This is a genomic window from Vibrio algarum (genome assembly GCF_028204155.1).
Lineage (GTDB): Bacteria > Pseudomonadota > Gammaproteobacteria > Enterobacterales > Vibrionaceae > Vibrio > Vibrio algarum.
Map to the genome: position 1 here is coordinate 799124 of NZ_JAQLOI010000001.1, position 25399 is coordinate 824522.

At 39.5% G+C, this 25399-nt stretch carries 25 protein-coding genes and 2 pseudogenes; 11 read left to right on the forward strand and 16 right to left on the reverse strand.

The features are described from left to right. Window position 1: 1 nt before the first annotated feature. The 5 genes from lptA to PGX00_RS04010 are packed head-to-tail and all read right to left on the reverse strand — an operon-like array spanning window position 2 to window position 3586. Window positions 2-499: a lipopolysaccharide transport periplasmic protein LptA gene (lptA, locus tag PGX00_RS03990; protein WP_272133080.1), complete on the reverse strand. Its 498-nt coding sequence runs from the start codon at window positions 497-499 to the stop codon at window positions 2-4. Beyond that, on the reverse strand, window positions 480-1043 hold the full coding sequence (lptC, locus tag PGX00_RS03995) for an LPS export ABC transporter periplasmic protein LptC (protein ID WP_272133081.1): 564 nt from the start codon (window positions 1041-1043) through the stop codon (window positions 480-482). The genes lptA and lptC overlap by 20 nt, the downstream gene beginning before the upstream one ends. Continuing rightward, window positions 1040-1606, reverse strand: coding sequence for a 3-deoxy-manno-octulosonate-8-phosphatase KdsC (gene kdsC, locus PGX00_RS04000; protein ID WP_272137912.1), 567 nt, complete (start codon window positions 1604-1606; stop codon window positions 1040-1042). Before kdsC ends, lptC begins: the two co-directional genes overlap by 4 nt. 5 nt (window positions 1607-1611) lie before the next feature. Then, window positions 1612-2580 (reverse strand): arabinose-5-phosphate isomerase KdsD, encoded by a 969-nt coding sequence (kdsD, locus tag PGX00_RS04005; protein WP_272133083.1) that lies wholly within the window; start codon window positions 2578-2580, stop codon window positions 1612-1614. Between the two features lie 40 nt (window positions 2581-2620). After that, the gene (locus tag PGX00_RS04010; protein ID WP_272133085.1) at window positions 2621-3586 is read right to left on the reverse strand and encodes a calcium/sodium antiporter; all 966 of its coding nucleotides are present in this window, start codon (window positions 3584-3586) and stop codon (window positions 2621-2623) included. A gap of 299 nt (window positions 3587-3885) precedes the next feature. On the opposite strand from PGX00_RS04010, the pseudogene mlaF reads away from it, so the two are divergent. The 8 genes and pseudogenes from mlaF (at window position 3886) to PGX00_RS04050 (ending at window position 9280) form a co-directional block, all read left to right on the forward strand. Beyond that, window positions 3886-4688, forward strand: a pseudogene (mlaF, locus tag PGX00_RS04015) (phospholipid ABC transporter ATP-binding protein MlaF). After that, window positions 4681-5472: a lipid asymmetry maintenance ABC transporter permease subunit MlaE gene (gene mlaE / locus PGX00_RS04020; protein ID WP_272133087.1), complete on the forward strand. Its 792-nt coding sequence runs from the start codon at window positions 4681-4683 to the stop codon at window positions 5470-5472. The pseudogene mlaF and the gene mlaE overlap by 8 nt, the downstream one beginning before the upstream one ends. Before the next feature lie 2 nt (window positions 5473-5474). After that, window positions 5475-5954, forward strand: coding sequence for an outer membrane lipid asymmetry maintenance protein MlaD (mlaD, locus tag PGX00_RS04025; RefSeq protein ID WP_272133088.1), 480 nt, complete (start codon window positions 5475-5477; stop codon window positions 5952-5954). Window positions 5955-5960: 6 nt separating this feature from the next. Continuing rightward, the gene (locus PGX00_RS04030) at window positions 5961-6614 is read left to right on the forward strand and encodes an ABC transporter substrate-binding protein (protein WP_272133090.1); all 654 of its coding nucleotides are present in this window, start codon (window positions 5961-5963) and stop codon (window positions 6612-6614) included. Then, the gene (locus PGX00_RS04035) at window positions 6611-6916 is read left to right on the forward strand and encodes an STAS domain-containing protein (protein WP_272133092.1); all 306 of its coding nucleotides are present in this window, start codon (window positions 6611-6613) and stop codon (window positions 6914-6916) included. Before PGX00_RS04030 ends, PGX00_RS04035 begins: the two co-directional genes overlap by 4 nt. Before the next feature lie 5 nt (window positions 6917-6921). After that, complete coding sequence (gene ibaG / locus PGX00_RS04040; RefSeq protein WP_272137914.1) at window positions 6922-7182, forward strand: BolA family iron metabolism protein IbaG; 261 nt, start codon at window positions 6922-6924, stop codon at window positions 7180-7182. A gap of 7 nt (window positions 7183-7189) precedes the next feature. Continuing rightward, the gene (gene murA / locus PGX00_RS04045; RefSeq protein ID WP_272133094.1) at window positions 7190-8455 is read left to right on the forward strand and encodes a UDP-N-acetylglucosamine 1-carboxyvinyltransferase; all 1266 of its coding nucleotides are present in this window, start codon (window positions 7190-7192) and stop codon (window positions 8453-8455) included. A 93-nt stretch (window positions 8456-8548) separates the two neighbouring features. Further along, window positions 8549-9280 (forward strand): 1-acylglycerol-3-phosphate O-acyltransferase, encoded by a 732-nt coding sequence (locus tag PGX00_RS04050; protein ID WP_272133095.1) that lies wholly within the window; start codon window positions 8549-8551, stop codon window positions 9278-9280. 77 nt (window positions 9281-9357) lie between these two features. Here the strand turns inward: PGX00_RS04050 and PGX00_RS04055 are convergent, their stop codons facing one another. The 9 genes and pseudogenes from PGX00_RS04055 to arcA (PGX00_RS04095) all read right to left on the reverse strand — a co-directional run bounded on the left by PGX00_RS04055 (window position 9358) and on the right by arcA (PGX00_RS04095) (window position 19759). Further along, window positions 9358-9747, reverse strand: a complete 390-nt coding sequence (locus tag PGX00_RS04055; RefSeq protein WP_272133096.1) for a RidA family protein — start codon at window positions 9745-9747, stop codon at window positions 9358-9360. A gap of 158 nt (window positions 9748-9905) precedes the next feature. Further along, on the reverse strand, window positions 9906-10397 hold the full coding sequence (locus tag PGX00_RS04060; protein ID WP_272133098.1) for an arginine repressor: 492 nt from the start codon (window positions 10395-10397) through the stop codon (window positions 9906-9908). 397 nt (window positions 10398-10794) lie between these two features. Then, window positions 10795-11259 (reverse strand): aspartate carbamoyltransferase regulatory subunit, encoded by a 465-nt coding sequence (gene pyrI, locus PGX00_RS04065; protein WP_272133099.1) that lies wholly within the window; start codon window positions 11257-11259, stop codon window positions 10795-10797. Window positions 11260-11273: 14 nt separating this feature from the next. Next, window positions 11274-12203 (reverse strand): aspartate carbamoyltransferase, encoded by a 930-nt coding sequence (gene pyrB, locus PGX00_RS04070; RefSeq protein ID WP_272133101.1) that lies wholly within the window; start codon window positions 12201-12203, stop codon window positions 11274-11276. Between the two features lie 414 nt (window positions 12204-12617). Then, window positions 12618-13622: an ornithine carbamoyltransferase gene (gene argF, locus PGX00_RS04075; protein WP_272133103.1), complete on the reverse strand. Its 1005-nt coding sequence runs from the start codon at window positions 13620-13622 to the stop codon at window positions 12618-12620. A 114-nt stretch (window positions 13623-13736) separates the two neighbouring features. Continuing rightward, a pseudogene (arcC, locus tag PGX00_RS04080) lies at window positions 13737-14650 on the reverse strand (carbamate kinase). A 47-nt stretch (window positions 14651-14697) separates the two neighbouring features. Further along, window positions 14698-15918 carry an arginine deiminase gene (gene arcA, locus PGX00_RS04085; RefSeq protein ID WP_272133106.1) on the reverse strand — a complete coding sequence of 407 codons (1221 nt, stop codon included), beginning with the start codon at window positions 15916-15918 and terminating at the stop codon, window positions 14698-14700. A 587-nt stretch (window positions 15919-16505) separates the two neighbouring features. Continuing rightward, window positions 16506-17939, reverse strand: a complete 1434-nt coding sequence (locus PGX00_RS04090; protein ID WP_272133108.1) for a YfcC family protein — start codon at window positions 17937-17939, stop codon at window positions 16506-16508. 599 nt (window positions 17940-18538) lie between these two features. Then, a complete protein-coding gene (gene arcA / locus PGX00_RS04095; RefSeq protein ID WP_272133110.1) occupies window positions 18539-19759 on the reverse strand; it encodes an arginine deiminase in 1221 nt (406 codons plus the stop codon). A 505-nt stretch (window positions 19760-20264) separates the two neighbouring features. On the opposite strand from arcA (PGX00_RS04095), the gene rraB reads away from it, so the two are divergent. From rraB to PGX00_RS04110, 3 genes are all read left to right on the forward strand, one after another. Then, window positions 20265-20678 (forward strand): ribonuclease E inhibitor RraB, encoded by a 414-nt coding sequence (rraB, locus tag PGX00_RS04100; protein ID WP_272133112.1) that lies wholly within the window; start codon window positions 20265-20267, stop codon window positions 20676-20678. A 309-nt stretch (window positions 20679-20987) separates the two neighbouring features. Next, entirely contained in the window at window positions 20988-22988 is a 2001-nt protein-coding gene (locus PGX00_RS04105; protein ID WP_272133114.1) for a methyl-accepting chemotaxis protein, read from the forward strand. 106 nt (window positions 22989-23094) lie between these two features. After that, on the forward strand, window positions 23095-23877 hold the full coding sequence (locus PGX00_RS04110) for a glycosyl hydrolase 2 galactose-binding domain-containing protein (RefSeq protein WP_272133115.1): 783 nt from the start codon (window positions 23095-23097) through the stop codon (window positions 23875-23877). Between the two features lie 17 nt (window positions 23878-23894). On the opposite strand, the gene PGX00_RS04115 is transcribed toward PGX00_RS04110, so the two are convergent. Both PGX00_RS04115 and PGX00_RS04120 read right to left on the reverse strand, forming a co-directional pair. Next, window positions 23895-24800: a bifunctional helix-turn-helix transcriptional regulator/GNAT family N-acetyltransferase gene (locus tag PGX00_RS04115; RefSeq protein ID WP_272133116.1), complete on the reverse strand. Its 906-nt coding sequence runs from the start codon at window positions 24798-24800 to the stop codon at window positions 23895-23897. Window positions 24801-24907: 107 nt separating this feature from the next. Further along, window positions 24908-25303, reverse strand: a complete 396-nt coding sequence (locus PGX00_RS04120) for a DUF2061 domain-containing protein (RefSeq protein ID WP_272133118.1) — start codon at window positions 25301-25303, stop codon at window positions 24908-24910. Between the last annotated feature and the right edge of the window lie 96 nt (window positions 25304-25399).

Here is a 25399-nt window from a genome sequence, read left to right on the forward strand (position 1 = left end):
ATTATGGTTTGCTTGCTTGCGCTGGTTGAAGAACGGTTTTGACGCGTTCACCTGCACCGCTATCTGCGGTAAGTTTTTGTGAGGTTATTTTGTAGGTGATTTTATTCCCTTTGATGGTGCTTTCATCTTGAGACAGCACAGCATCAGCGATCATCGTCAGTTGGTCATCACTTACGTCATAGTAAAGCTCTTTAGCTTGTCCGTTTAATGTTTTGCCATCATCCGTTAATTGAGAAAATGTGGCTGGTGCACCGTAACCTTCGATTTCTCTTAGTGAGCCGTCTTCAGGGTTTCTAATGACGATAAGTTTATCGGCATTGATATTTATGCTCCCTTGCTTAAGTTTTACATCACCCGTAAAAGTAACGGTGTTACTTTTCATATCTAGATTTTGAGTGTCAGAATCTATATATACTGGTTGTTCAGAGTCAGACTTAAGTGCATAAGCGCTGCCTGTCGCGAGTAGACAAGCTATAAGGCTAAGGTGTAAAAGTTTCATATCTACCTTGTACATGATTAAGCAGCGTAGCGACGTTTTGGCCAAAATTACCTTTCATCGCTTGCCCTTTGTTTTCAAATGTTGGGCCGACCAACAATACCGGATTGTCTGCCCAAAAATCTCTATTATCCAAATGAATAGAGAGGCTGTCTGTTGCCATGGTATCAAAACCAGCATCAGGTAATAAGTTTTTTGCGAGCACGTTATCATACAGAGTTAAGACGTGATTTTTATCTAAAGTGCCACGATCTGCTGTGATTTCCCACTCTTTAAGTTCACCATCCTTATAAATATAAAGGACAGGGTATTCGAATTTTGTGTCACCGCTGACTGCATAGTGATCTAAATAAGCCGAGGTAATTCGATAACTTCTAACACCATAATCGTTATAACTTGCGTTGTCGACATCTCGGCCGCTGAGAGCCGGCAGTTCAAGGTTTGGACTAATCTGGATTACTTCTACGTCTTTTACACCAAATAAATAGTAGGCGGAATAGCCGGCTACTAATATCAAGATGGTATACAAAAGGCGAGAAATGCTCATATGCTCAGACCTTTATGTGCATCTAACTCATTTTTAGCTTCTAATATTAGGTCACACACCTCTCTCACTGCGCCATAACCGCCTTTTATATGGGTTACATAGTTAGCTCGTTTCGCAAGCAATGGGTGTCCGTCTGCAACACAAACCTTCAATGCGACTTTTTCCATAACAGGCCAATCGATAAGGTCATCTCCAATGTACCCAGTAAATTCTGGTGAGATACTTAGTTTAGAACAGATGTCTTGGTATGCCTTGACTTTGTCATCTTGTCCCTGATAGATGAGCTTTATGCCTAGCGCTTCCATTCTGTTTTGAACAATTTGTGATTTTCGGCCAGTAATAATCGCAATTTCGATTCCAGCATTCATGAGCGATTTTACGCCATACCCATCACGAGTATGAAACGTTTTTATTTCTTCACCTTGGTTGCCCATGTAAATTAGGCCGTCTGAAAAAACGCCGTCAACATCGCAGATGAGTAATTTAATTTCCTTTGCAATGTCGAAAATCTCTTTTGAAACGGAGCCATACAAGGTAGTAACAAGATTGTTTTGAGATGAAATTGACACTACATTACTCCTGCTTTTAAAAGATCATGCATATTGAGAGCGCCTACTAATTTTTCGTCTTCACACAACAATAAGCTGGTAATTCTTTTCTCTTGCATCATATTTACCCCTTCAACAGCGAGCATGTTCGGAACGGCCATTGTAGGGCTTTTGGTCATCACATCACCAATTTGCGTGGAGTAAACATCTACTTGTTCATCTAACAACCGTCTTAAATCACCATCTGTAAATATGCCAAGTACTTTGTCGTATTGATCAACAATAGCAGTCATGCCTAGCCCTTTTTGAGATATTTCTATTAAAGCATCTCGAATTAAGGCTGTTTCTGTCACTTTAGGGAGGTTTTCGCCTGTGCGCATGATGTCTTTTAGTTTGAGAAGCAGTTTTCTTCCCAATGCACCACCAGGATGAGAGAGCGCGAAGTCTTCAGACGTAAAACCGCGAGCACGTAATAAAGATACGGCTAAAGCATCACCCATAACGAGTGTTGCGGTTGTGCTGCTTGTTGGTGCTTGACCTAGAGGACACGCTTCTTCTGGAACGGTGATCTGCAGATGGATGTCGGATAGTTTCGCCATTGTAGACTGTGGTTTTCCAGTCATGCTGATGAGCTTTATGTTCAATCGTTTCAGAACAGGAAATAGAGAGAGTATCTCGGAAGACTCACCAGAGTTGGAGATAGCAATGACAATATCTGTTGGTTCTATCATTCCAAGGTCGCCATGTGAGGCTTCCCCGGGATGAACAAAAAATGCTGAAGTTCCTGTACTTGCTAATGTCGCCGCTATTTTGTTACCAATATGCCCTGACTTACCCATGCCCATTACAACAACTTTCCCTTTATTATTAAGGATTAAGTCACATGCTGAACAGAAGTCATCATTAAAGTATTGAACTAACTGTTTGAGCCCTGCAATTTCAGTATCTAAGACCTTAATGGCTGAACTTTTATAGTCGAACGTGGACATGTATTAAAAACTCCGATGTAGTCTATTAGTAACGTCTGAATTATGCGCTCATATTCGCAAAGAGGTAAACTTGGTAACCGACAAAGCAGGCAAACAAGATACCACCCTCTATACGGTTGATGCTCCGTGATTTTCCTAAGGCAAAAAGTACTAATAGCAAAGAAACCCCAAGCATAACCCAAAAATCTCGTGCCATAGCATGTTCACTTAACATGGATGGATTGAGGATGCCTGGAATGCCCATTACCGCTAAAATATTAAAGACATTTGAGCCAATAATATTCCCTACAGCCATATCATCTTCACCTTTTAATACTCCCGCAAGTGAAGCCGCTAATTCCGGTAGGCTAGTGCCTATTGCAATGATAGTTAGACCGATAATTAGATCGCTCATACCGAAAAACTTTGCTATAACGACAGCGTTATCCACCAATGTGTCGGCGGCAAGAGGAAGTACAATTAGGCCGATAACAACCCACATGCCAGCTTTCCAATTGCTGACACCATCAGGTATTTCGGACTCTTGATCTTCAATAAATGAATCACCATTTTTCTTTTCTTTGTGGCTGATTCGCATCATTGCAATGATGAACGCAGCAAAAAGCACGAACAAGGTGACACCTTCGTAATAGCCTAAGTGGCTATCCCAAAGAAGAACACCTGCTAATAAAGTGACTACAATCATGAGAGGAAGTTCACGACGAATGACGCCAGAACTGATTGAAAGTGGTTTGATTAGTGCAGTTATGCCTAATATCAACGCGATATTGGCAATGTTTGAGCCCAGCACATTACCTACAGCGGTATCAGATTTTCCTGCTAGTGAGGCTGTCGCAGAAACCATCATTTCTGGCGCTGAAGAGCCCATAGCTAAGATGGTCATTCCAATGACAAGTGGTGATATACCGATGTTTTTAGCCAGAGCTGCTGCACCGAAAACTAATTTATCGGCACTCCAGACTAAAAATATTAAACCCACTATTAGAAAAGTAACTGCTTCAAGCATGATGATTCCTACAAAATTGCACTATTAAACAGGTGGCCGCTAATTCTACTTTCAGCGTTATAAAAGGGAAGTTTAATTTTGGAGAATCTAATGGGGGAATGTTTTCCCGTTTTTTTGGTACTAAAGTCAAATGAAGACATTCCTTTGCTCAATTCGTGAATTATACGCTTAGAAAGAGTACTAATTCTAGTCGAAATAGGGTTAGAATCTGAATCTTATGTATCTTAGCCAAGATTGTCGATATTATAACGTTTAAATTGATAGCTTTAACAGTATCAGCCAATTAGAAAAGTGGGATTATGCCAGAAAAAGATTTTGTGATAATAAAAAATCTTACCTTTAGCCGGGGAGAACGCACCATCTTTGATAACGTTAATCTAACCGTTCCTGAAGGTAAGATTACGGCAATTATGGGACCGTCAGGTATTGGTAAAACAACTCTGTTAAGGCTTATTGGTGGTCAAATTTTACCCGAATTCGGTGAGATCTGGTTTGATAATCAGAATATCCCTAAGCTAGGGCGAAGCCAGCTTTATCAAGCAAGAAAAAAATGAGCATGTTATTTCAATCTGGCGCTCTATTTACGGATCTTAATCTATTCGATAACGTGGCTTTTCCTTTACGTGAACATACTCAATTGTCTGAAGAGTTAATTAGTACGCTCGTTGCTTTAAAGCTTGAAGCTGTAGGACTGCGAGGCGCTGAGAACTTAATGCCTAGTGAGCTTTCTGGCGGTATGGCTCGAAGAGCAGCGTTAGCTCGTGCGATTGCTCTTGACCCTGAGCTTATCATGTATGATGAACCATTTGTGGGGCAAGACCCTATTACAATGGGCGTATTGGTACAATTGATCCGAAGCTTAAATGAGGCGCTTGGTTTAACTTCGATTGTTGTGTCTCATGATGTACCGGAGGTCATGAGTATTGCTGACCAAGTATATTTACTTGCGGATGGACGTATAATAGCGTCAGGATCACCACAAGAATTAAGAGAAAACCCAGACCCTATGGTACAACAATTTTTAATGGGACACGCAGATGGCCCCGTACCATTCCGATTTCCGGCTAAGCCCATTGCAGAGGACTTAAATAAGCATGTTTAACCCTTTACTTAGCTATTTAGAAAATTTGGGTATAAATGCGATAAATAGATGCCGTTCTTTTGGACGAGCGACATTAATGCTGGTGGGCGCTATATTTAATAGGCCGCACCCAATAAAAAATTTCCCATTATTGATAAAACAACTCTATAGCATTGGTGTCCAATCTCTCGCTATCATTATTGTATCAGGCTTGTTTATTGGTATGGTATTGAGCCTTCAAGGCTTTGTTGTCTTAATTGATTACGGTGCGGAAGGTAGCTTAGGACAAATGGTGACGCTTTCGCTTCTAAGAGAATTAGGACCAGTAGTGACTGCGCTATTATTTGCCGGTAGAGCGGGATCGGCCCTTACGGCAGAAATTGGATTAATGAAGGCAACAGAGCAAATTTCCAGCCTAGAAATGATGGCCGTAGACCCACTAAAAAGAGTCATTGCACCTAGATTTTGGGCCGGGCTAATTTCCATGCCTTTACTTGCCATGATTTTTATAACGGTTGGTATCTGGGGCGGGCAAATAGTTGGTGTTGATTGGAAAGGTGTTGATCATGGTAGTTTTTGGTCTGCTATTCAATCATCCGTTCAACTAGGACGCGATGTCGGCAACAGTTTTATAAAGTGTACGGTGTTTGCAATTACCGTTACTTGGATTGCTTTATTTAATGGTTATGATGCGATACCAACTTCGGAAGGTATAAGTAAAGCAACAACACGCACGGTAGTGCACTCTTCTTTAGCCGTGTTAGGACTGGATTTTGTCTTAACAGCTTTGATGTTCGGGAACTGATAATGCAACAAACACGTAAATTGGAATTATGGGTCGGTGCTTTCGTATTAGCTGGTGTGATCGCTATTTTAATCATGGTATTTAAAGTCGCGAACGTTACAGGACTGAGCTCTGGAAATGCTTATAAACTGCAAGCTTACTTCGATAATATTGGTAGCCTGAAAGTACGATCACCAGTAAAAATTGGTGGAGTAGTTGTAGGTAGAGTGAGTGCGATTGATCTAGATAAAGACAGTTTTACACCTGTGGTTACTTTATCTATCGATGAACAATATGGGCAATTTCCTGAAACTTCAAGCGCAGAGATATTAACCTCAGGTTTAATCGGTGAGCAATACATTGGCCTTATTCCTGGTTTTGTAGATGAAGATATCGAGATGCTTGGAAATGGTGATTTTATTGAAGATACGAAATCAGCATTAGTATTGGAAGACTTAATCGGACAAGTACTATATAGCGTAAACGGTTCTGATGAGGAGTAACGGATTATGAATTGGATAAAGAAAATTGCTCAAGTCGCTATCTTAACGGTAGCAATATCAAGCACAGGTTACGCGCAAGATATCGATAGAACCCAACCATATGAGATGACTAAAGTGGTCTCTCAAAAGTTATTTGATCGACTAAAATTGGAAAATGAAAGTATTCGCGAGAACCCTGAACGACTAAAGGTTGTCGTTGAAGAAGAGCTGATGCCTTATGTCGATTATCGTTATTCTGCATTGAAAGTGCTGGGCAAGTATCTTAAGCAAGAGAAAAATAAAGACAATGTAAGAGAGTTTGTTGAGGCCTTTCGTCATTATCTAGTTACTTCGTATGCGCAGGTGTTAACTCTATACTCTGATCAAAGCGTTCGGTTTGAACCCAAAACAAAGTTAGACGTTACCAAAAGAAACTATAGCGTTAAGCTTGATGTGGTTGATGCTCCTCGACCGGATATAAAGGTTGAGTTTAAGTTGCGAGTAAACAAGAAAACAGGTGAATGGTTGGCTTTTGATATGGTCGCAGAAGGTGTTAGCCTTCTATCCAGCAAACAGTCTGAATGGGGCCCTAAAATTAGAAAAGAAGGCATTCCATCTGTTACTGAAGAATTAGCAGAGTTATCTAGTCGGCCGATCCGATTTGAAGGAGAGGCAAATTGAGTGAGTGTCAGTGGTTAAAAAAAGCCAGTGGCTATGAACTTTCAGGTGAACTTACCCGGGATACTGTGCCTGCCCTTTGGGCCACTATTCAAGATTGGGAACCGACCAGTTCAGAATGTGAAGTCTCACTGGAAGAGACTCATCGAGTCGATTCTGCGGGTATGGCTATGTTAATTCATCTAATTCAGCATGCAAAAAATTCAAACTGTCATATAATGCTCAGCTTCGTGCCTGAGCAGTTACGAACATTATTCCAATTGAGCAACATAGAAACCATGTTGGTTAATCATATAAAAAAATAGATGGGATCTATCGTGGAAAGTACAGACGTAAAAAAATTCTAGAAGAATCTCTTGAAATTCAAGAGATTCATGTAAAAGGTGACGGAAGTCAATTTGAAGTAATTGCTATTGACGCATGTTTCGAAACATTGAGTCGAGTTAAAAAACAACAATTAATTTACTCTCCTCTGATGGAATACATTCAACGAAATGATATTCATGCTGTTACTATTAAAGCGTTTACCCCAGAAGAATGGGAACGCGATAAGAAATTGATGTCGTTATAAGGTTTATATGGAAAAGTTTAGAGTTACGGGCTCCGATACCGCTCTTAGTGGTGAAGTCGAAATCGGCGGAGCAAAAAACGCAGCCTTACCAATTTTATTTGCAGCAATTTTGGCTGAAGAACCTGTAGAAGTATCTAATGTGCCTAAATTGAAGGACATTGATACCACAATGGAACTGCTTACACGTCTTGGTGCGAAAGTGAGTCGTAATGGATCTGTTCATGTTGATAGTAGTACTATCAATGAATATTGCGCGCCCTATGATCTTGTAAAAACAATGCGCGCTTCTATTTGGGCTTTAGGGCCTTTAGTCGCACGTTTTGGTAAAGGGCAAGTGTCCCTTCCTGGAGGATGCGCAATAGGTGCTCGACCGGTTGACCTGCATATTCATGGTCTTGAGCAATTAGGTGCGACTATCACTCTTGACGAGGGCTATGTTAAAGCTGAAGTCGATGGACGATTGAAAGGCGCGCATATTGTTATGGATAAGGTCAGTGTCGGGGCGACAATCACGATAATGTGTGCGGCAGCGCTTGCTGAAGGAACGACAGTTCTAGATAACGCAGCAAGAGAGCCTGAAATTGAAGATACAGCTAACTTCCTAAACACATTAGGTGCCAAAATCTCTGGTGCTGGTGGCGATACTATTACAATTGAAGGTGTTGAGCGTTTAGGTGGTGGTAAACATTCCGTATTACCTGACCGTATTGAGACGGGAACATTTCTGGTCGCGGCAGCGGTATCTGGTGGTAAAATAGTCTGTCAAAAAACACAATCATCTCTGCTTGAAGCCGTTTTAGCTAAGCTAGAAGAAGCCGGCGCAAAGATCGAAACCGGTGATGATTGGATTAGTCTTGATATGACGGGTCGAGAACTAAAAGCAGTATCAATCAGAACTGCCCCTCATCCTGGTTTTCCTACGGATATGCAGGCTCAATTTACATTATTGAATATGATGGCTCAAGGTGGTGGTGTTATCACTGAAACTATCTTTGAAAATCGTTTTATGCATGTACCTGAATTACAACGTATGGGAGCAAAAGCGGAAGTCGAGGGTAATACTGTCATTTGTGGTGATGTAGAAGAACTGAGCGCTGCTCAAGTAATGGCAACTGATCTTCGTGCCTCTGCAAGTTTGGTTATCGCTGGTTGTATTGCGAAAGGTGAAACTATTGTAGACCGTATTTATCATATAGATCGTGGATATGAAAAAATAGAGAACAAGCTGAATAAGCTTGGTGCTCAAATAGAGCGATTTAGTGAATCTAGCTAATAAACTAGATAAAATAATAGCCGAAATCATGTCGATTTCGGCTTTTTGATTTCTAACTCTTTTATATATATCTAACCATAGCGGAGAAGATAAATGGTTGCATTATTACGTGTTATTGCAGTGATGATTTTTGCAGTATTCATGTTTGTATTTGGCTGTGGGTATAGCCTACTTACTCCCCGTAACCCTAAACTGGTTTACATCATTGGTGGTAAGTTTTGCAAGATGGCAAGTGTCTTCGGATTTAAATTGGAATTAAGGTTTCCAGAAGATGCTTACGAAAGAGGCCAACATATGTATGTGGCTAATCATCAGAATAACTGGGATTTATTTACAGTTTCCGCAGCAGTTACGCCCAAAGTAGTAACAGTAGGTAAAAAAAGTCTGGTTTGGATACCATTGTTTGGTCAGCTTTATTGGATTACTGGCAATATACTTATTGATCGTTTTAACCGTTCAAAAGCAAAAGGCACAATTGATCAAGTCGTGGATCGAATGAAATCTAGCGATGTGTCCGTTTGGATGTTTCCAGAGGGCACACGCTCTCGTGGTCGCGGAATGCTACCATTTAAAACAGGTGCATTTCATGCAGCTATAGGGGCTGGTTTACCTATTATTCCAATAGTTTGTAGTACAACCCAAGACAAAATAAAATTTAATCGTTGGAATAATGGCCACGTTATAGTGGAAATGCTTCCACCGATAAGTACTGAAAATTATTCTAAAGAGAATGTACGTGAACTAGCAAACTTAGTGCGCGAACAAATGAAAGCGAAGCTAGAAGAGTTAGACCAAGAAGTAGAACGTTTAAACAATCAAAAATAACAAAATAGAGCTATAAACAATAAAGCGCATGGGTAATAACTCACACATGCGCTTTTTATTTAGTTTGAATAGAAAACCTATTTTACGGCAATGGCTTCTATCTCAATTTTCACATCTTTTGGCAGTCGTGCAACTTCAACACAAGATCTTGCTGGATAGTTAGCTACCTTATGGTCATCAAAAAATTGACCATAGACTTCATTTACAGTACCAAAATCGTTAAGATCTTTAACAAAAACAGTCATTTTAACGATATTAGAAACACCTAAACCGGAAGACTCGACAACGGCTTTAACATTGTCCAAAGATTGACGAGCTTGTTTAGCTATATCATCTGACACAATTTCACCGGTTTCAGGAATGACTGGAATTTGCCCCGAAGTTAAAACCATATTACCCAAATCGACACCTTGAACGTATGGGCCAATAGCTGCAGGAGCTTGATCGGTATGAAGTACTTTAGTCATTTTTAATCCTTAATATAGACATGTATTATCCCTCTCAGTGTTTTTTGAAAGCGCTAGGCTTATAGTCATCCTCTTGTGAATGACTACTTACTGACGGTAATGTTCTAGTTTGCAATAGACGCTCGGACGGGTCAAAGAGTTTATAGATGAGCTGCTTTTTATACAGTCATACCTAAGCGTTTACGTACTATCGCTTCGCACTCAGAGATACGGTTTATGTCTTTTGGTGCAATCATTACAGTATCGTTTCCCCCAACTGTCCCTAATATCTCTTCATGGGGTTGTATATCGATAATACGAGCCACAAGTTGAGCACTGCCTGGATGAGTCCTTACAACAACGACAAGTTGATTATGGGTAACGAACTCTACTTGAGACGAAATGGCAGAGTCGACTTTTATACCCTCGTTTTCCATGGAGAGACAATATACTTTTTTACCATAAGCATTAGGTACTTTTACCACGTTAAGCCTAGTTAAAACGCGAGAAACAGTAGATTGACTTATGTCCTCGTAACCAAGGTTGATAAGTTCATTTCTTAAACTTTCTTGTGTACTAAAGCTTTGCTGTTGTAGTAAACGCCTGCATATATCGGTAATGCTATCTTCGTTTGCTGATTTCAAATCGTTAGAATAAGTAAGATTGTTCACTAACTACGCCTTAATTAATGGAGTGAGTTTGAATGCTGGTTCAATAATCCATTTGTTATCCAGAGCCAGTGAATAGATTTTTAGTTATCTATTTGTATTTTTTATAATAATTTAATCCATTATGATGATTTTAACAGTGCACAAACATGCTTTGTTTGAACTCGATCACCAAACAAAAATATTGCGTATCGGTTGATTTTAAGTGAAATTGAGTATTATTATTCACTTTTACTAGTCATTTATCCATAGTAGATAAGATGGGGATGGATTAATTGAGGTCTGACAATGGGTTGTAATAAAGAGAGTAAGTTGATGGATTGCTAGTTATTCTAGTTTATTACTCAATAAAAAAATAACTCACAATAAATAGTGAGTTATTTTTTTATAATTGAGAATGTTAATTTCGTTCGGTTACGATTTCTCTTGAGAATACTTTCTCACAATATTTACATCTCAACTGGATATCATCCGCTTTTTTAATTACGTTGAAGCTGCTATCAACGGGTTCGCCGTGAGTAATACAGTTAGTATTTGGGCAAGAAAAGATGGCCTCAATTTTGTCAGGTAGCGCGAGGGCAAGTTTCTTTGTTACTTCATAATTTTCAATTTGATTAACCGTTGCCTTTGGTGCGTACAACGCTAATTGATTGGCCTGATCTTCTGTAATGTAGACATTCTCAATTTTGATCAAATCTTTAGCGCCTAACGCTGATGACGGTAGATTTAGCCCCATTGTGATGCGTTGCTCACTCTTATGCATCTTAAATAACTTGAGCACTTTTATCCCTACATGTGCAGGGATATGGTCAATCACAGAGCCGTTTCTAATTGCTTCTACTTGTAGTTGTGCTTTGTTTACCATTTGATATCCCTCACTTAAAGATCTTGATTAAGTACTAATGCTAGTAGTGCCTCACGCGCATAAACACCATTTTCGGCCTGTTGAAAATAGTAAGCATGTTTGGTTTTATCGACGTCGACTGTGATTTCATCCACTCGTGGTAGGGGATGCAGTACTTTCATATTTTCACGTGCATCGGAAAGCTGTGCAGCTGAAAGGATAAATGCAGATTTGATATGCGCATATTCAGATTCGTCAAATCGTTCTTTTTGGACTCGTGTCATATAGAGGATGTCGAGTTCTGATATCACGTCGTCCATTTCCTTATGCAAGCTATATGGGATACCAGCTTCGTCTAGTTCTTCACATATATAATCCGGCATGGCGAGTGCATCAGGAGCAATAAAAAAGAATCGGTTATTATCAAATTTAGCCAAAGCTTGAGTTAATGAGTGTACAGTACGGCCATATTTCAAATCACCAACCAAGGCGACGTTTAGGTTATCGAGTCGACCTTGAGTTTCATAAATAGAAAATAGGTCAAGTAGCGTTTGCGTAGGATGTTGGTTTGCACCATCGCCACCATTAACTACGGGAACTCCGTTTGAAAATTCAGAAGCGAGTCGAGCTGCCCCTTCTTGCGGGTGGCGCATAACGAAGGCATCGACATATGAGGAGATAACCTGTACTGAGTCAGCTAATGTTTCCCCTTTTTTCGCTAGAGATGTATTTCCTCCATTATCAAAACCGATGACAGTACCGCCTAGGCGCTGGATTGCAGTCTCAAAAGAGAGGCGAGTACGTGTCGATGGCTCAAAAAAACAGCTTGCGACAACTTTATTTTTCAATAGTTGTGGATTCGGGTCTGACTTCAATGTTCCAGCGGTTTCAACAATGAGCTCTAGCTCATTACGGTTAAGCTCTGGGATGGAAATGATGTGCTTTTTAAACAGCGAGTTCGCCATGACGCTCTTCCCTTTTTAGTTTATATAATTCTTTTAGACAAAAAAAGCCCCCTTAAACAAGGAGGCTTTAATTAATGAAATAGCAAAAATAGAAAATGAATATAGTGCCGATACTGGTCGGCAGCGCACCTGGATTTTTAAAGCTACAGGGTTCATTTCCTATCTCTATTTAGACAAATTGCCGGAGATTATACGCGCCTTTTTTGTGAACGCAAGCGATTACATCAAAATTAAATGAAATGCATTACATGGTAAGTTTGTAATGATGTATGTGTTTTATTTGTCTTTTAAAACATATAGTTAAGATTAATCCTTTGCTTGGGTTTATATTCCGATCAAATGGTCTAAGTTAAGTGAATAAAAATGCGCGACCAACAGATTTAGGTATCGTTCAGTCGCACATTTATATTTTGGTTATTGCCCTAATGTAGCGACCATTACCGCCTTGATTGTGTGCAATCGATTTTCAGCTTCATCAAATACAATCGAGCATTCCGATTCAAATACGTCTTCCGTAACTTCTAACCCAGACATACCATATTTTTCAGCAACCTCTTTACCTACCGTCGTCTCATCATTATGGAATGCAGGTAGACAGTGCATAAATTTGGCATGAGGATTTCCTGTTGCCTTCATAGTTTGCATATTTACTTGGTAAGGTGTCATCAACTTAACTCGTTCATCCCATGCTTCTTGAGACTCCCCCATCGACACCCACACATCGGTATATAAGAAATCGCAGCCTTGAACGCCTTCCTGAACGTCTTCTGTCATCGTTATTTTTGCGCCAGTCTCTTCTGCGATCGCTTGGCATGTTGCAACCAATGACTCCTCTGGCCAAAATTGTTTTGGTGCGACAAGTCTAATATCCATGCCCATTTTTGCTGCACCAACGAGTAGAGAGTTACCCATATTATTGCGTGCGTCACCGAGATAGGCGAAGGTTATTTCATGTAGCTGTTTACCTCGTCCATGTTCGATCATAGTTAGGAAATCGGCTAAAATTTGAGTTGGGTGGAATTCGTTGGTCAATCCATTCCATACTGGTACGCCAGCATGAGCACCTAGCTCTTCAACTATCTCCTGACCATAACCTCGGTACTCTATCCCATCGTACATGCGACCCAAAACACGCGCGGTATCCTTCATGGATTCTTTGTGACCAATCTGTGAGCCTGAAGGGCCGATGTAAGAGACCTGAGCACCTTGATCAAAGGCTGCAACTTCAAATGCACAACGAGTACGAGTTGATGCTTTTTCAAAAATAAGAGCGATATTTTTACCTGTAAGGCGTGGCTGTTCGTATCCGTTATATTTCGCTTTTTTTAGTTCAGCAGAAAGCTCTAGAAGGTGTTGTATTTCACGTGGTGTGAAATCTAGTAATTTTAGAAAGTTACGGTTTCGAATGTTAAAAGCCATGTTGATTCCCCTTAAATTTTGAGTGGAAACTGACCATATAAGTCAAAATTATGTTGATAGCCAGTTTCTTTTATTTATATGTAACTCATTATCGAGTTAAAGTGAATAACTATTCTATATTTTTGCAATAATATTTGTTCCAGCGTCACCTTTTAGTATGCGTAAGCCATCTTCTAATGAGCCTATACCAACAAATTTGCCACCTGAATTTATAAATTCACAAGAGGCTTTTATTTTTGGCCCCATTGATCCTTCATCAAATTGGTATTTCGCTAATAAAGTTGGAGTAGTTCTTCTGATCGATTCTTGAGTGGGTTTCCCCAGTCTAAATAGACTGCATCGGTGTCCGTTAAAATGAGTAGTGCATCTGCATCTAATTGCTTGGCTAGAAAAGCGGCAGACATGTCTTTGTCAATAACCGCTTCGACTCCGACCAGTTTTTGGTCTTCATATTTAACAGGAATGCCACCACCACCAGTACAAATGACAAGGTGCTCGCGCTCTATTAGAGCGGAGATTGCGTCTGCTTCAATTATCCCTGTGGGTAATGGACTCGGTACAACTCGACGAAAGTACTCTCCATCAGGTTTAATAGTCCAGTGGTGTTTTTCTGCCAATGAACGCGCCTCGTCTTCTTTATATATTGGTCCAATTGGTTTTGTTGGATTGGCGAAAGCAGGATCTTCTGGGTCGACGGTCATTTGAGTAAGCATGCAAGTTACATCTGTATTGGGAAGGATGTTTTTAAGCTCTTGCATCAACATATATCCAATCATACCCTGTGTCTCCGAACCGAGAACATCCAGCGGATACGGGTTTACTTTTTTATACTCTAACCCTTGAAGTGCTAATAGTCCTACCTGTGGGCCATTACCATGAACCAAGACCACATTATATTCATTTGCTATCTCAGCAATGGTTTTAGCGGCTGTAGCTATATTTGTTCGTTGAGTTTTAGCTTCTAATGGCTCACCTCGACGAAGTAGGGCATTGCCACCTAGCGCGACTATTACGGTTTTTTTGTTCATGCTTTATCTCCATGCTAGTGATATCACCAACATATAAATTAGTTTGGTTAAATATCGTCTCGTTCGATTGGGCAACTCATGCAGCGTGCACCACCGCGTCCGCGTCCCAATTCATCACCGGGAATAGGTAAAACCGTAATACCTGCTTTATCGTATTTTTCATTTGTGTATACATTACGCTCGTATCCAATGACGACCCCTGGTTTCACTGTTAGTACGTTGTTAGCATCATTCCATTGTTCACGTTCAGCTTCAAAGTTGTCGCCGCCAGTTGTAATAAGGTTAAGTTGGTCTACTTGTAGCGCTTTCTCGATTGCGGTAACAAAGTAACCCTCTTCTTTCACATTTACAGCGCCCGTTTCATCTCCAGTCAATTTCCAACATTTAACATCTTTACGGATAACTTCAGGATAAATTGAGAAAGTATCTTCTCTCATGTGAGTCATTACGGTATCGAGATGCATGCAGGAACGGTGTTTTGGCAGCTCCATCGCAATAACTTGTTTCGCTTGACCGTGCTTAAATAAGCCGGAGGCCAGCTGTTCTACACCTTGAGGCGTTGTTCTTTCCGACATTCCAATTAATACAGCGCCTTTACCAATAACAAGTACATCGCCACCTTCAATCGTGGAATAGTCGTAGTTTCTCTCTTCATCACCAAAGTATTTAATGAATTCTTGACCTGAAAAAGTAGGATGCCAGCGATAGATTGCTCTTAGGTGGTTTGTTTCTCTTTGACGTGCGCGTTTTGCCATCGGGTTTATCGATACGCCGCCATATACCCAACACGATGTGTCTCTCGTAAAAAGGTGGTTTGGTAGGGGTTTAATAATGAAGTCATTTTCTGTATGCATTCCAGACATCATCGATGATGATGGAAGAGGCATTTCACCATAGCTCAAACCACCGAGTAATATTGCAGCCATTTCGTTATTGGTTTGATCACCAAGAAAGCACCTCACGTCATTAGCAAACCGAGAGCCGAATCGAAATGTTGAAATTTGTGTCTCTAATAACCACTCTTTAGCTTCCGGTACAGCTAAGGTTTCAGCGAGCAAGTCTTGCAGTAAAAGGACTTCCACACCTTGGCTACGGAGTGTCTGTGAAAACGCATCGTGCTCTTTACCCGCCTGCTCTACCGCTAGAACGTCATCAAACAATAAATCATGACAGTTTGAAGGGGTAAGGTGATTAAGAGCTCGCTCTGGACGATGTAATAAAACACGGCGTAGTTGACCTACTTCTGAACCAACGTAGAAATTACTCATAACACAATCTCTCTTTTATAATAAATTACAATCATTCCCGATGTCATTTATTTAGATGTTTAATATAGATTTCCATTTCTTGTTGGTTTTTATAATACGGTTTATTTCTTTGTTAACTAAGATCTCAATCACACTAATATATAAGTTTTTATTTGTTATGGAATAGGTTTATTATTCGTTTCTATTTAGTTTGAAGAGCTGAGGTTTATGATGTAAAAGGTAATAAAAATTCATCTAACACTTTGTTCTTAAAAGGCTGAATAATTATGTGTGGATTTTTATGCACTCACTAATGAAAGATTTTTTCCTTTTAATGTACATAATATTCAATTAATTCATCTTATTACTCGTTTTTAGTGGTGTTCTTAATTATTTGGTTCTGTTTTATTTTGGTTAATATGACCTGTGTCAACAAAATAAATAATCACAATGGAAATAAATATAAATATAGATTCCTTAGCATTAACGTCAGATTTAACGGTTGTTTATTTAAATAAAATGATATTATATTCACTATCTGATTAATTGTTATAAATAGATAATAAAAAAGGCCGCTATATAGCGACCTTTGTCATGAATTGGAGTGCTTACAATATGGCACCAATACTTAAAGCAACCATAATAAATACAGTCAATATCGCGAGCAGAGGTGCAACCCATTTGATCCATCTAACATAAGGCACACGTGCTATTGCTAACCCTCCCATAACAACTGCGGACGTAGGGGTGACCAAATTAACAACGCCTGATGCCGACTGGTAAGCGGTGACGACAAGCTCTCTGCTGATACCTGCAAAGTCAGCGAGTGGCGCCATTATAGGCATGGTCAAAACAGCCAAGCCAGATGTAGAAGGAACTAAAAATGAGAGTAATACCTCTAACCAATACATGACATTGATAAACATAATTGAAGAAAGACCAGTGACAATATCTTCAGCAGAATTAAGCAGTGTATCGGTGATCATTCCTCGATCCATGATGACGACGATTCCTCTGGCGATACCAATTATAAGTGCAACACCAAGTAGATCTCTCGCACCATCAATGAAGCTAGTAGTGAGTTCTTCTTCACTCATTTTCGCTACTAGCCCAATGACTATCGTTGCTGCAAGAAACATAGCAGATAGCTCTGCCATCCACCAACCTGCAACCGCGACTCCATATATCATCACACCGAACGAAGCTGCAAATAATGTAAGGATCACTTTTCTCGTCGTGGTGAACTCCATTGTTTCGCCAGAATTGTTACCTAAAAAGTGTTCGATATTTTCATCATGCTTGTCGTATACAATGGATTTTGTTTTATCTGCTCGTACCATTTTTGCGTAGCGCATTACGTAGCCTACACAAATACTCCAACCAATAATTAATATAGCGACTCGTAACGTTAATCCGTCAGTAAACGGTATACCAGCAGCGTTTGAGGCGATGACCGTTGCGAATGGGTTAATCGTTGAACCGAGTGTACCAATCCCGGCCCCTAGCAGTACGGTGGCCGCGGCCACAACAGGGTCAAATCGAGCAGCAAGCATGACGGGGACTAACAAGGTATAAAATGGCAGGGATTCTTCTGCCATGCCATAGATTGTGCCTCCAGCAGCAAAGAGTCCCATTAAAATGGGGATCATCAACTCTTCACGGCCTTCTAGTCGATGCATTACACGTTCTATACCTGCGTCGATAGCACCGGTTTTGGTGACTAATCCTAGAAAACCACCGATAACTAAGATAAATAGAGAAACATCTATCGCAGCGGCTGCGTAAGATTCGTGATCATAGAAGCCATCTATAGGGGCAAGGAAGATATCAACAATACCTTGAGGATTACTTTCAACGGCTTGGTAGGTTCCTGCTATTGGAACTTCTCTGCCAAGCTCTTCATTCATTGCTCTATCGTATTGACCTGCGGGAACAATCCAAGTCATTAAAGCGACTATCGCGATCAGTGCGAAAAGAATAGTATATGCAGAGGGAAACTTAAAATTGGAAAAGAACCTTTTTTTCTGGATGGTTGACGGCATGTGTTGTCATTATTATCTCCTTATACACCTAGTTTTAGGTGGTCTTTAGGATGAAAAATAGCGCACCAAATATAAATCTTTTAGTGACGAATTGAATTCTGGTATTCAGTTTTAAATGGTTACTAATTCTTAATTAAACACTAATATAATTTTCTGTTTATATTAATATTTATAATTAGGTGTTGTTCGTTCTGTCTTTCTAATGACGATCTTAAAGACTAATATCTTGTCAATCTATGCTTTCAGTCACAATTTACCCTGAGGATTAGATTCTAAATTATTGTTTGTAATTTTTAGGTGGATTATTTAGTCATTAATTTAGGTTAATATGCTTTGATTTATGTAATATAAAATTGAAAAGTATGCATGTTAGAACGAGGCTTTAGTCAAGAGTTGTCGTTATGATTAGCCTGATGGAGAATTACTTGGCTAGTTATGCAGTAATGACAAAAATTATTTCAAGTTGATTTTGTTTTTGTCATGTAGAGAAGGAATATTATGCAGTATCTAAATGATCGGATAGGGGATATTTAGGTTCAATATATGAGAAGTAGATCGCAATTAATAAAGCGACCTAATTGGTCGCTTTATTAATTAATTTAAATACTATCTCGTTCAATAGGACAACTCATGCATCGAGCGCCACCTCGGCCTCTTCCTAGCTCATTACCCGGAATACTGAGTACTTCTATACCTGCTTTGTCATATTTTTCGTTGGTATAGACATTTCGCTCATAGCCAATGACGACCCCAGGTTTTACAGTCAGAACGTTGTTAGCATCATTCCATTGTTCTCGTTCTGCTTCATAGTTGTCACCACCTGTAGTGATGAGCTTGAGCTTGTCTACTTTAAGCGCAGTTTCAAGAGCAGATACATAGTCTGGCATCTGTTTAACAATCATATCGTTTTGCCCTTTAGGCGTTAACGACCAAGTTTCTAAGTTTTTGTTTATGATTTCTGGATAGACAGAAAAAGTATCTATATCAATATGAGTCATAACCGTATCTAGGTGCATACAAGAGCGATGTTTAGGTAGATTAAGAGCAATCACCTGATTTGCCTGACCAGAGCTAAATAGGTTGGCGGCTAGGTTTTCTACACCTTGTGGCGTAGTTCTCTCTGACATACCAATCAAGACAGCTCCTTTACCAATAACCAATACATCGCCACCTTCAATGGTTGCATTATCATAGTGGAGATCTTGATCGCCGAAATATTTAATAAAATCACTACCGGCAAATGTTGGGTGCCAGCGATAAATTGCTCTAAGGTGATTAGTTTCTCTTTGACGGGCAGCCTTCATCATTGGATTAAGCGAAACACCACCATAGATCCAACAAGAGGTATCTCTTGTAAATAGGTGGTTGGGCAAAGGCTCAATAACAAAATCAATCGGCCTATGCATTTTAGGTAACATGGATGAGGACTGAATGGGTAACTCAGAATAAGCGAGTCCACCAAGTAATATTGTTGCTAGATTTTCATTATCCATACCCGCAAGGTAGTTTCTAAGATCTTTAGCGAAAGTGGGTCCATATCTGAAGTCGGAGATTTGATTAAGTAGTAGCCACTCTTTTGCATCTTCTATTGCTAATGTCTCAACGAGAAGATCGTGTAGCAATAAAACTTCGACATCTTGATTTCTTAGAGTTTGAGCAAATATGTCATGCTCTTTTCCTGCCGCTTCAACGGCAAGTACATCATCAAAAAGCAGCTCCTGACAATTAGATGGTGTTAGGTGGGTAAGTGCTCTTTCTGGGCGGTTTAGTAGTACTCGGCGTAATTGCCCAACTTCTGATCCCACGTACAACTTGCTCATTTTGTATCCTTACAATATTAACTATCCCCCTTTATGACAAGCTTACTGTCAACTTGCAAGTCATCTATTTAGACTAAAGTGTTTCATTTTGATTTAATTGAGGAGTTATATGCCAATAATTGGTTTTTATTTAATATTTTCGATACTTTACTCTTTTGTTAATGTCGCGTGAAATTGATTGATTATGCTAGGTTGTATCGAGAGATATGGCTTTATAATGTAACAAAAAAAGCTTACCTTTTGATTCTTATAATAAAATAATGAAATTTATTCAATGGTAATGTATGTTCATTAAACTTTTTGTAGTCGATATTCACTCAGTTTTTGTTCATGAGTATTGAATGAGCTAAACATTATTTTGTTCTGAATGTGTTTTTAATTGTTAAAAAAGTGTTTGCAACAGCAATAGTTCGTCCTTTATAGGCGATTCATAGTAGTATTTCATTTCAATCCATGCCATATTCACGGCGAATAAAACACCTCATTTGCTATCTGGAGTATCTACATGTCCCACGAAGATGAATACCTATCTGTTAAAGATTTAATTGAGATCCAAAAAGAAGATACAAGACAGATTATCGACGCTCTTTTGGAAGACGGAAGTGACCCTGATGCTCTATATGACATCGAACATCATTTATTTGCTGAAGACTTTGAAACATTGGAAAAAGCGGTTGTTGAAGCGTTCAAAATGGGTTTTGAAGTACTAGAAGCTGAAGAAACAGAAGATGAAGATGGTAATCGCCTGTTATGTTGCGATGCAACTATGGAGTCTGTTCTAAATGCAGAAGCTATTGATTTACAAGTTGAAAAACTGGTTAATCTAGCCGAGAAATATGACATTATTTATGATGGGTGGGGCACTTTTTATGAAGGTGACGACGCCGTTTATGATGAAGAAGCGGACGAAGAAGAGTAGTTAATAGTAAGTAACCCCCTCCTATTATAAATGGCTGTATTCGCTTTATAATACAGCCATTTAGTATGCGTTCATTTATTGTTTTTTATCTCAGTGTCATCGTATCTGAACCACTTCCCTAAAAACTATTTTAGTTTGAATCAGTACCCAACCCAGCCGTGATTGAGTTTGAATTAGACGCGTTTGTTGAGTTAATCTTTATTTTTTGACTAAACTATCACTTAAGAATGCCGATACAACAATATAGATCGCTATTGTTAGCTATTTATAATGTTCTCTTTTTATTTGTTTTTTATGTTGAGGTTGGTAATGCATTTGTCTTTAATACAGCGAATTACGCTGGGTTTTATTACTGTGACTCTTTTTGTACTTGCGATCAGTTCTTCTGCCTATTTTTCTCAAGTGAATATGTCTAAGCAGTTAAAGCTAACAGCGTCTACGTTGACTGGGCTTCTTGATCGCTCTAATGTTTTGACCCAGCACCTTCAGGACGTCAATCGTGCCATGTTGGTCCACGCAAATAGTGACGGAGAAGAGCGTCGATCTCAGCTCAGAACCGCATTAGACAATGCAAAACAATCTTATGGTGAAACAGTTACCCTTTTAGAGAGTGAGTTATCTGATTACCCTCAGCTTGTTACAAAACTAAGTAGCTTAAATAGTAATGCGGTTGTATTTATCGATGGTGCTAGCGAGCATTTGGATATTCATGATCAGAGAACATTAGCTCGCTTTGTTGCAACGAAAGAGTTGACTACTTTTGATGAAGAGTGGTTGTTCTTTGAACAAGACATTAACGACCTTATTGCCGATGCCTCAGACGATGAAATGCAGCAGGTTGTTTGGGACCTTGAGTTTTTACTGACTCAAGGCAAAGGCGCGGCTGGATATTTGCAAAAAGTGCTTTCTATTGTAAAAGAGCAAGAGGTGACGGCATTTAAGAATGAGTTGTCAGCCTACTTAGAGCGATTTAACGAAAAAGCGGAACGTATTGTAAAAACCATGCCGGATTCTGAAGCGGCAGTGAACGTCTATAAAGAGCTGCTAGAACACAATATCGTCAATTCGGAAGGATTACTTCAACAACATCTTAAGTTTATTGCCCTTAATGAACAAAGTACGGCATCGCTTGCTAAGATTGCTCAAGAGGTCGACGCATTGCTATCGGAATCTGGACTCATCGTTTCTGATATTCGCTCGCTATCTGAAGCGGCGCTAAAAAATGCAGAGGAAGAGTCGTTTGATTCATTGATGATTAATCTGATTTTGACGGTTATATCAACACTACTGGCAGTCATTATAACGTTTACAGTAGTACGATCTATCAAGAAGCCGCTTTCATCCATAATGGACGCTATCGATAAATTGGCGAGTGGAGATTTAACGCACAAAATTGGCAATAGTTATCAGTCTGAACTTGGGCTTATTGCCGATAACGTTAATGGGTTAAGCGATAAATTAAGTGGCTTGATATCTCAAATTAAATCCTCTGCCGAGACAGTAAGCAATGTAGCGGATGAAAGCCATGAGATGAGTCAACAGACCAACCGTAAAGTTGAAGAACAAAGTAGGCAGACAGACTCAATAGCGACAGCAGTAACAGAAATGGAGCACGCTGTACACGAAGTGGCATCACTGGCTTCAGAAACGAGTAATGAAGTTGATGGCGTTACATTGCAAGCACATTCCAATATGGAAAATATGCAAAAAAACCTGCGCTTTGTTCATCGTCTTCAAGACTCATTAGAAGAAGCTACTCAGGTTATTGGTCAGTTGTCGAATCAGAGCCAGCAAATCGGTGAAATTCTGACGGTGATTCAATCTATTTCAGAACAGACTAACTTACTTGCATTAAACGCTGCTATTGAGGCTGCGCGTGCAGGTGAACATGGACGTGGTTTTGCCGTGGTTGCCGATGAAGTTCGTTCTTTAGCAACGAGAACTCAACAGTCCGCAAACGAGATTGGTGAGATGATAGATAGCTTGCAAGGAAAGGCAGATCAAGCCGTTGGTATTGTAGAGAATAACCTTGTACATGCAGAACAATCGGTTAAACAAACAAACGAAACCAATGATTCTTTAGAAAACATGCTTTCTAGCTTAACGCATATAAATGATATGAGCCGCTCAATTGCTACTGCTTCAGAAGAGCAAACCGCAGTTGCACAAGATGTTGCGAAGAACATTGTTAATATCTCAGATATGTCGATGAGTATTGCTGAGGACGCGAAAGAAGCGGCTCGCAATAGTGAGTCATTAAATCAACTGTCTACCGAACAGAGCCATTTGATTGCTCAATTCAAGATTTAACCAGAGAACCTTAAAGGCATAGTGTTAGAGACGATTAACCTCTAATACTATGCCCTCTAGGGATAATTGCGTATACTGACGAAAATTGATTAAGATCAAGAATAATATGCAATTACCACTTTCTGGATATTGGCAGTTATCGCCTCTAAGCGACCTCACTATTCCTCAAGATGACATTGTCTTTCCTGCACCCTTTAGTCAGGTTTTACCAAAGCAATTAACAGAATCGCAGATAAAAAATCAAGAATGGCATTTAATGCACGATATTGACGTGGATGAAAAAATGCTTGGTTTTCCTGTGGTGGATCTTGTTATTGGTGGTGTTGATTTTTATGCTGAAGTTAGAATTAACGGTGAAGCTGTTTTTGATTGTGATGGCTCGGAGCTTACTTATCGTAAAGACATACAACAACATCTGCGCCTAGGCAGGAATAGAATTGAAATTTTGTTTTTGGAGCAAGAAGATGAAGATTGGTTATTATACGAGGAAAACCTTTGCACTTTGGGAGAGGCATTACCACGAAAGCGAGATTCTCGACTAGGAATATGGGAAACGCCTTATCTGCACTTTATTCAAAATGTGAGATTGGATTATATTTCGACTGAACAAATCTGGCATCACGGTGGTGGGTGTGAATTCAAAGTCGATCTTTTCTATCAGGTTTATGCGTCCGGTTTAGTTTCTGCATCGGTTAAATTTGATGGGATGACTTATCAAATACCGCTCGATATTAGGAGTAACCAGGCTACGGCAATATTTCAAGTTGAGGCACCAAGATTAAAGAAAGACAATCAGTGGTATCTATTAACCGTGGAACTTGATGAGCAAAAACATACTCATCAAGTTGGTTTAAATCCTAGCTTGAAGGCTGAGCATTATCCTGTTTAAGCTATAAAACTCATGGCTTATAAGTTTTTTAGCATTCTTATTTCGCAATCTGTATGACCAGTGTTGCCTATTGCTTCTTCTATAAGCTCGAAGCCTAATGATGTATATAATGCCGTAGCTTCACTTAAGTTATCGGTAGTCTCCAGATACATTTGTGAAAAGCCAAGTTTTCGGGCTTCTTTGAAACACTTTACAGCTAAGGTTCGCGCTAATCCTTTACCTCTTAGTTCAGGCAAAAAGTACATTTTCTGTAATTCACAAATAGACTCTTTTCCTGTAACTGGAGCGATACCCGCACCACCAAAAATTTTTCCGTTCTGTTCAATCACCCAATAATGACTATTTGGGGTATCGTAGACCTGATATAGAGAATCCAGGGTTGGATCTGCAACGCTAAATCCTTTGTCTTCGGTAAGACCATATTCCGCAGATACATCCCTAATAAGAGATGCTAATTGTGTATTATCGTCAGGTTTAATTGTTCGAATGTTATAAGAAGACTGGCTTCTAGATAGCGACAATGCCTTGATAAATTTACTTAAGCTCGACTCGATGAGCTCCAGTTCATCTTCGTCAAACTGATCGATCACGGTTTGCATTTGTTTGTTTCGAGAAGTCTCAATTTGGTTAAGAATCTGTTCACCCTTTTGTGTCAAGCGATATAGCTGACAACGCTCATCATCTGGGTTAACTATCGACTCTATCAAAAGTTGTTTTGCAAGGGATGTAAGAGTGCCGCTTGCGTTAGGTTTATCTATACGTAGTTTTAGTGCCATCTGGCTTATGGTTGACAACTCCTGTCCTAGTTCGACCAGAATATGAACTTGTACCGGCGATAAGCTAAAATCACCGTAGTGTGTTTCGAGAGCGCCCAGACTACGGACAAGATCTCTAGAAGCCTTTCTTAGTTGCAGTTTTTTCATTATTATTTTTTATTTTGTTAGTACATCAAACCAATATGATTTCATATACCAACAAAGTCAATAGAGAGAGGCGTAAGGCTTGAGTGGTAGCATCAGTTAAGGATTGTTTACGCTGTTTTCGTTATTGCTACCGGTGTAATAATATGGTGCCTACGTAGCCAGATTTTCTCATGAAAATAGTAAGCAACACTATTTATGCTTGGCTCTATCATTGCCATTACTCCACCAATTAAAGCATCACCAGTTAGAAGGTAGGTGACAATAAAAGCGACATTAAAATGGATGAATGCAAAGCTGGCTGTTTTCACTTGGGTGTTATTTTCATTGCGTTTTAATATTGGTAGGCTGCTCCACACCTTTTCATGAAAGTAAAATGCAACGGTATTAACCGCTGGTTCAATCATCGCAATTAAACTACCCAATAGAAAGTCACCGGTTAGTATAAAAGCAACGGTTAATGCAATAGTGAAATGCAAACCCGCAAATGTCATTGTTTTAATCATATTATTGTCCTCTCTACTTAACTTGTAAATAGTATTGATAATTATTCTCATTTAAGCAAGGGGAAAATGACTATTTGTTTAATAGGTTATTTCGAT

What these genes read in the sequence shown, in the direction of transcription:
- PGX00_RS04105 (WP_272133114.1), top strand. Translation starts at nt 20,988, where the DNA reads ATGCATTTGTCTTTAATACAGCGAATTACGCTGGGTTTTATTACTGTG.
- PGX00_RS04010 (WP_272133085.1), bottom strand. Translation starts at nt 3,586, where the DNA reads ATGCTTGAAGCAGTTACTTTTCTAATAGTGGGTTTAATATTTTTAGTC.
- lptC (WP_272133081.1), bottom strand. Translation starts at nt 1,043, where the DNA reads ATGAGCATTTCTCGCCTTTTGTATACCATCTTGATATTAGTAGCCGGC.
- PGX00_RS04110 (WP_272133115.1), top strand. Translation starts at nt 23,095, where the DNA reads ATGCAATTACCACTTTCTGGATATTGGCAGTTATCGCCTCTAAGCGAC.
- PGX00_RS04120 (WP_272133118.1), bottom strand. Translation starts at nt 25,303, where the DNA reads ATGATTAAAACAATGACATTTGCGGGTTTGCATTTCACTATTGCATTA.
- kdsD (WP_272133083.1), bottom strand. Translation starts at nt 2,580, where the DNA reads ATGTCCACGTTCGACTATAAAAGTTCAGCCATTAAGGTCTTAGATACT.
- pyrB (WP_272133101.1), bottom strand. Translation starts at nt 12,203, where the DNA reads ATGGCGAACTCGCTGTTTAAAAAGCACATCATTTCCATCCCAGAGCTT.
- PGX00_RS04115 (WP_272133116.1), bottom strand. Translation starts at nt 24,800, where the DNA reads ATGAAAAAACTGCAACTAAGAAAGGCTTCTAGAGATCTTGTCCGTAGT.
- rraB (WP_272133112.1), top strand. Translation starts at nt 20,265, where the DNA reads ATGTCCCACGAAGATGAATACCTATCTGTTAAAGATTTAATTGAGATC.
- argF (WP_272133103.1), bottom strand. Translation starts at nt 13,622, where the DNA reads ATGGCTTTTAACATTCGAAACCGTAACTTTCTAAAATTACTAGATTTC.
- PGX00_RS04050 (WP_272133095.1), top strand. Translation starts at nt 8,549, where the DNA reads ATGGTTGCATTATTACGTGTTATTGCAGTGATGATTTTTGCAGTATTC.
- arcA (WP_272133106.1), bottom strand. Translation starts at nt 15,918, where the DNA reads ATGAGTAATTTCTACGTTGGTTCAGAAGTAGGTCAACTACGCCGTGTT.
- PGX00_RS04055 (WP_272133096.1), bottom strand. Translation starts at nt 9,747, where the DNA reads ATGACTAAAGTACTTCATACCGATCAAGCTCCTGCAGCTATTGGCCCA.
- murA (WP_272133094.1), top strand. Translation starts at nt 7,190, where the DNA reads ATGGAAAAGTTTAGAGTTACGGGCTCCGATACCGCTCTTAGTGGTGAA.
- pyrI (WP_272133099.1), bottom strand. Translation starts at nt 11,259, where the DNA reads ATGGTAAACAAAGCACAACTACAAGTAGAAGCAATTAGAAACGGCTCT.
- arcA (WP_272133110.1), bottom strand. Translation starts at nt 19,759, where the DNA reads ATGAGCAAGTTGTACGTGGGATCAGAAGTTGGGCAATTACGCCGAGTA.
- PGX00_RS04090 (WP_272133108.1), bottom strand. Translation starts at nt 17,939, where the DNA reads ATGCCGTCAACCATCCAGAAAAAAAGGTTCTTTTCCAATTTTAAGTTT.
- lptA (WP_272133080.1), bottom strand. Translation starts at nt 499, where the DNA reads ATGAAACTTTTACACCTTAGCCTTATAGCTTGTCTACTCGCGACAGGC.
- mlaD (WP_272133088.1), top strand. Translation starts at nt 5,475, where the DNA reads ATGCAACAAACACGTAAATTGGAATTATGGGTCGGTGCTTTCGTATTA.
- PGX00_RS04030 (WP_272133090.1), top strand. Translation starts at nt 5,961, where the DNA reads ATGAATTGGATAAAGAAAATTGCTCAAGTCGCTATCTTAACGGTAGCA.
- mlaE (WP_272133087.1), top strand. Translation starts at nt 4,681, where the DNA reads ATGTTTAACCCTTTACTTAGCTATTTAGAAAATTTGGGTATAAATGCG.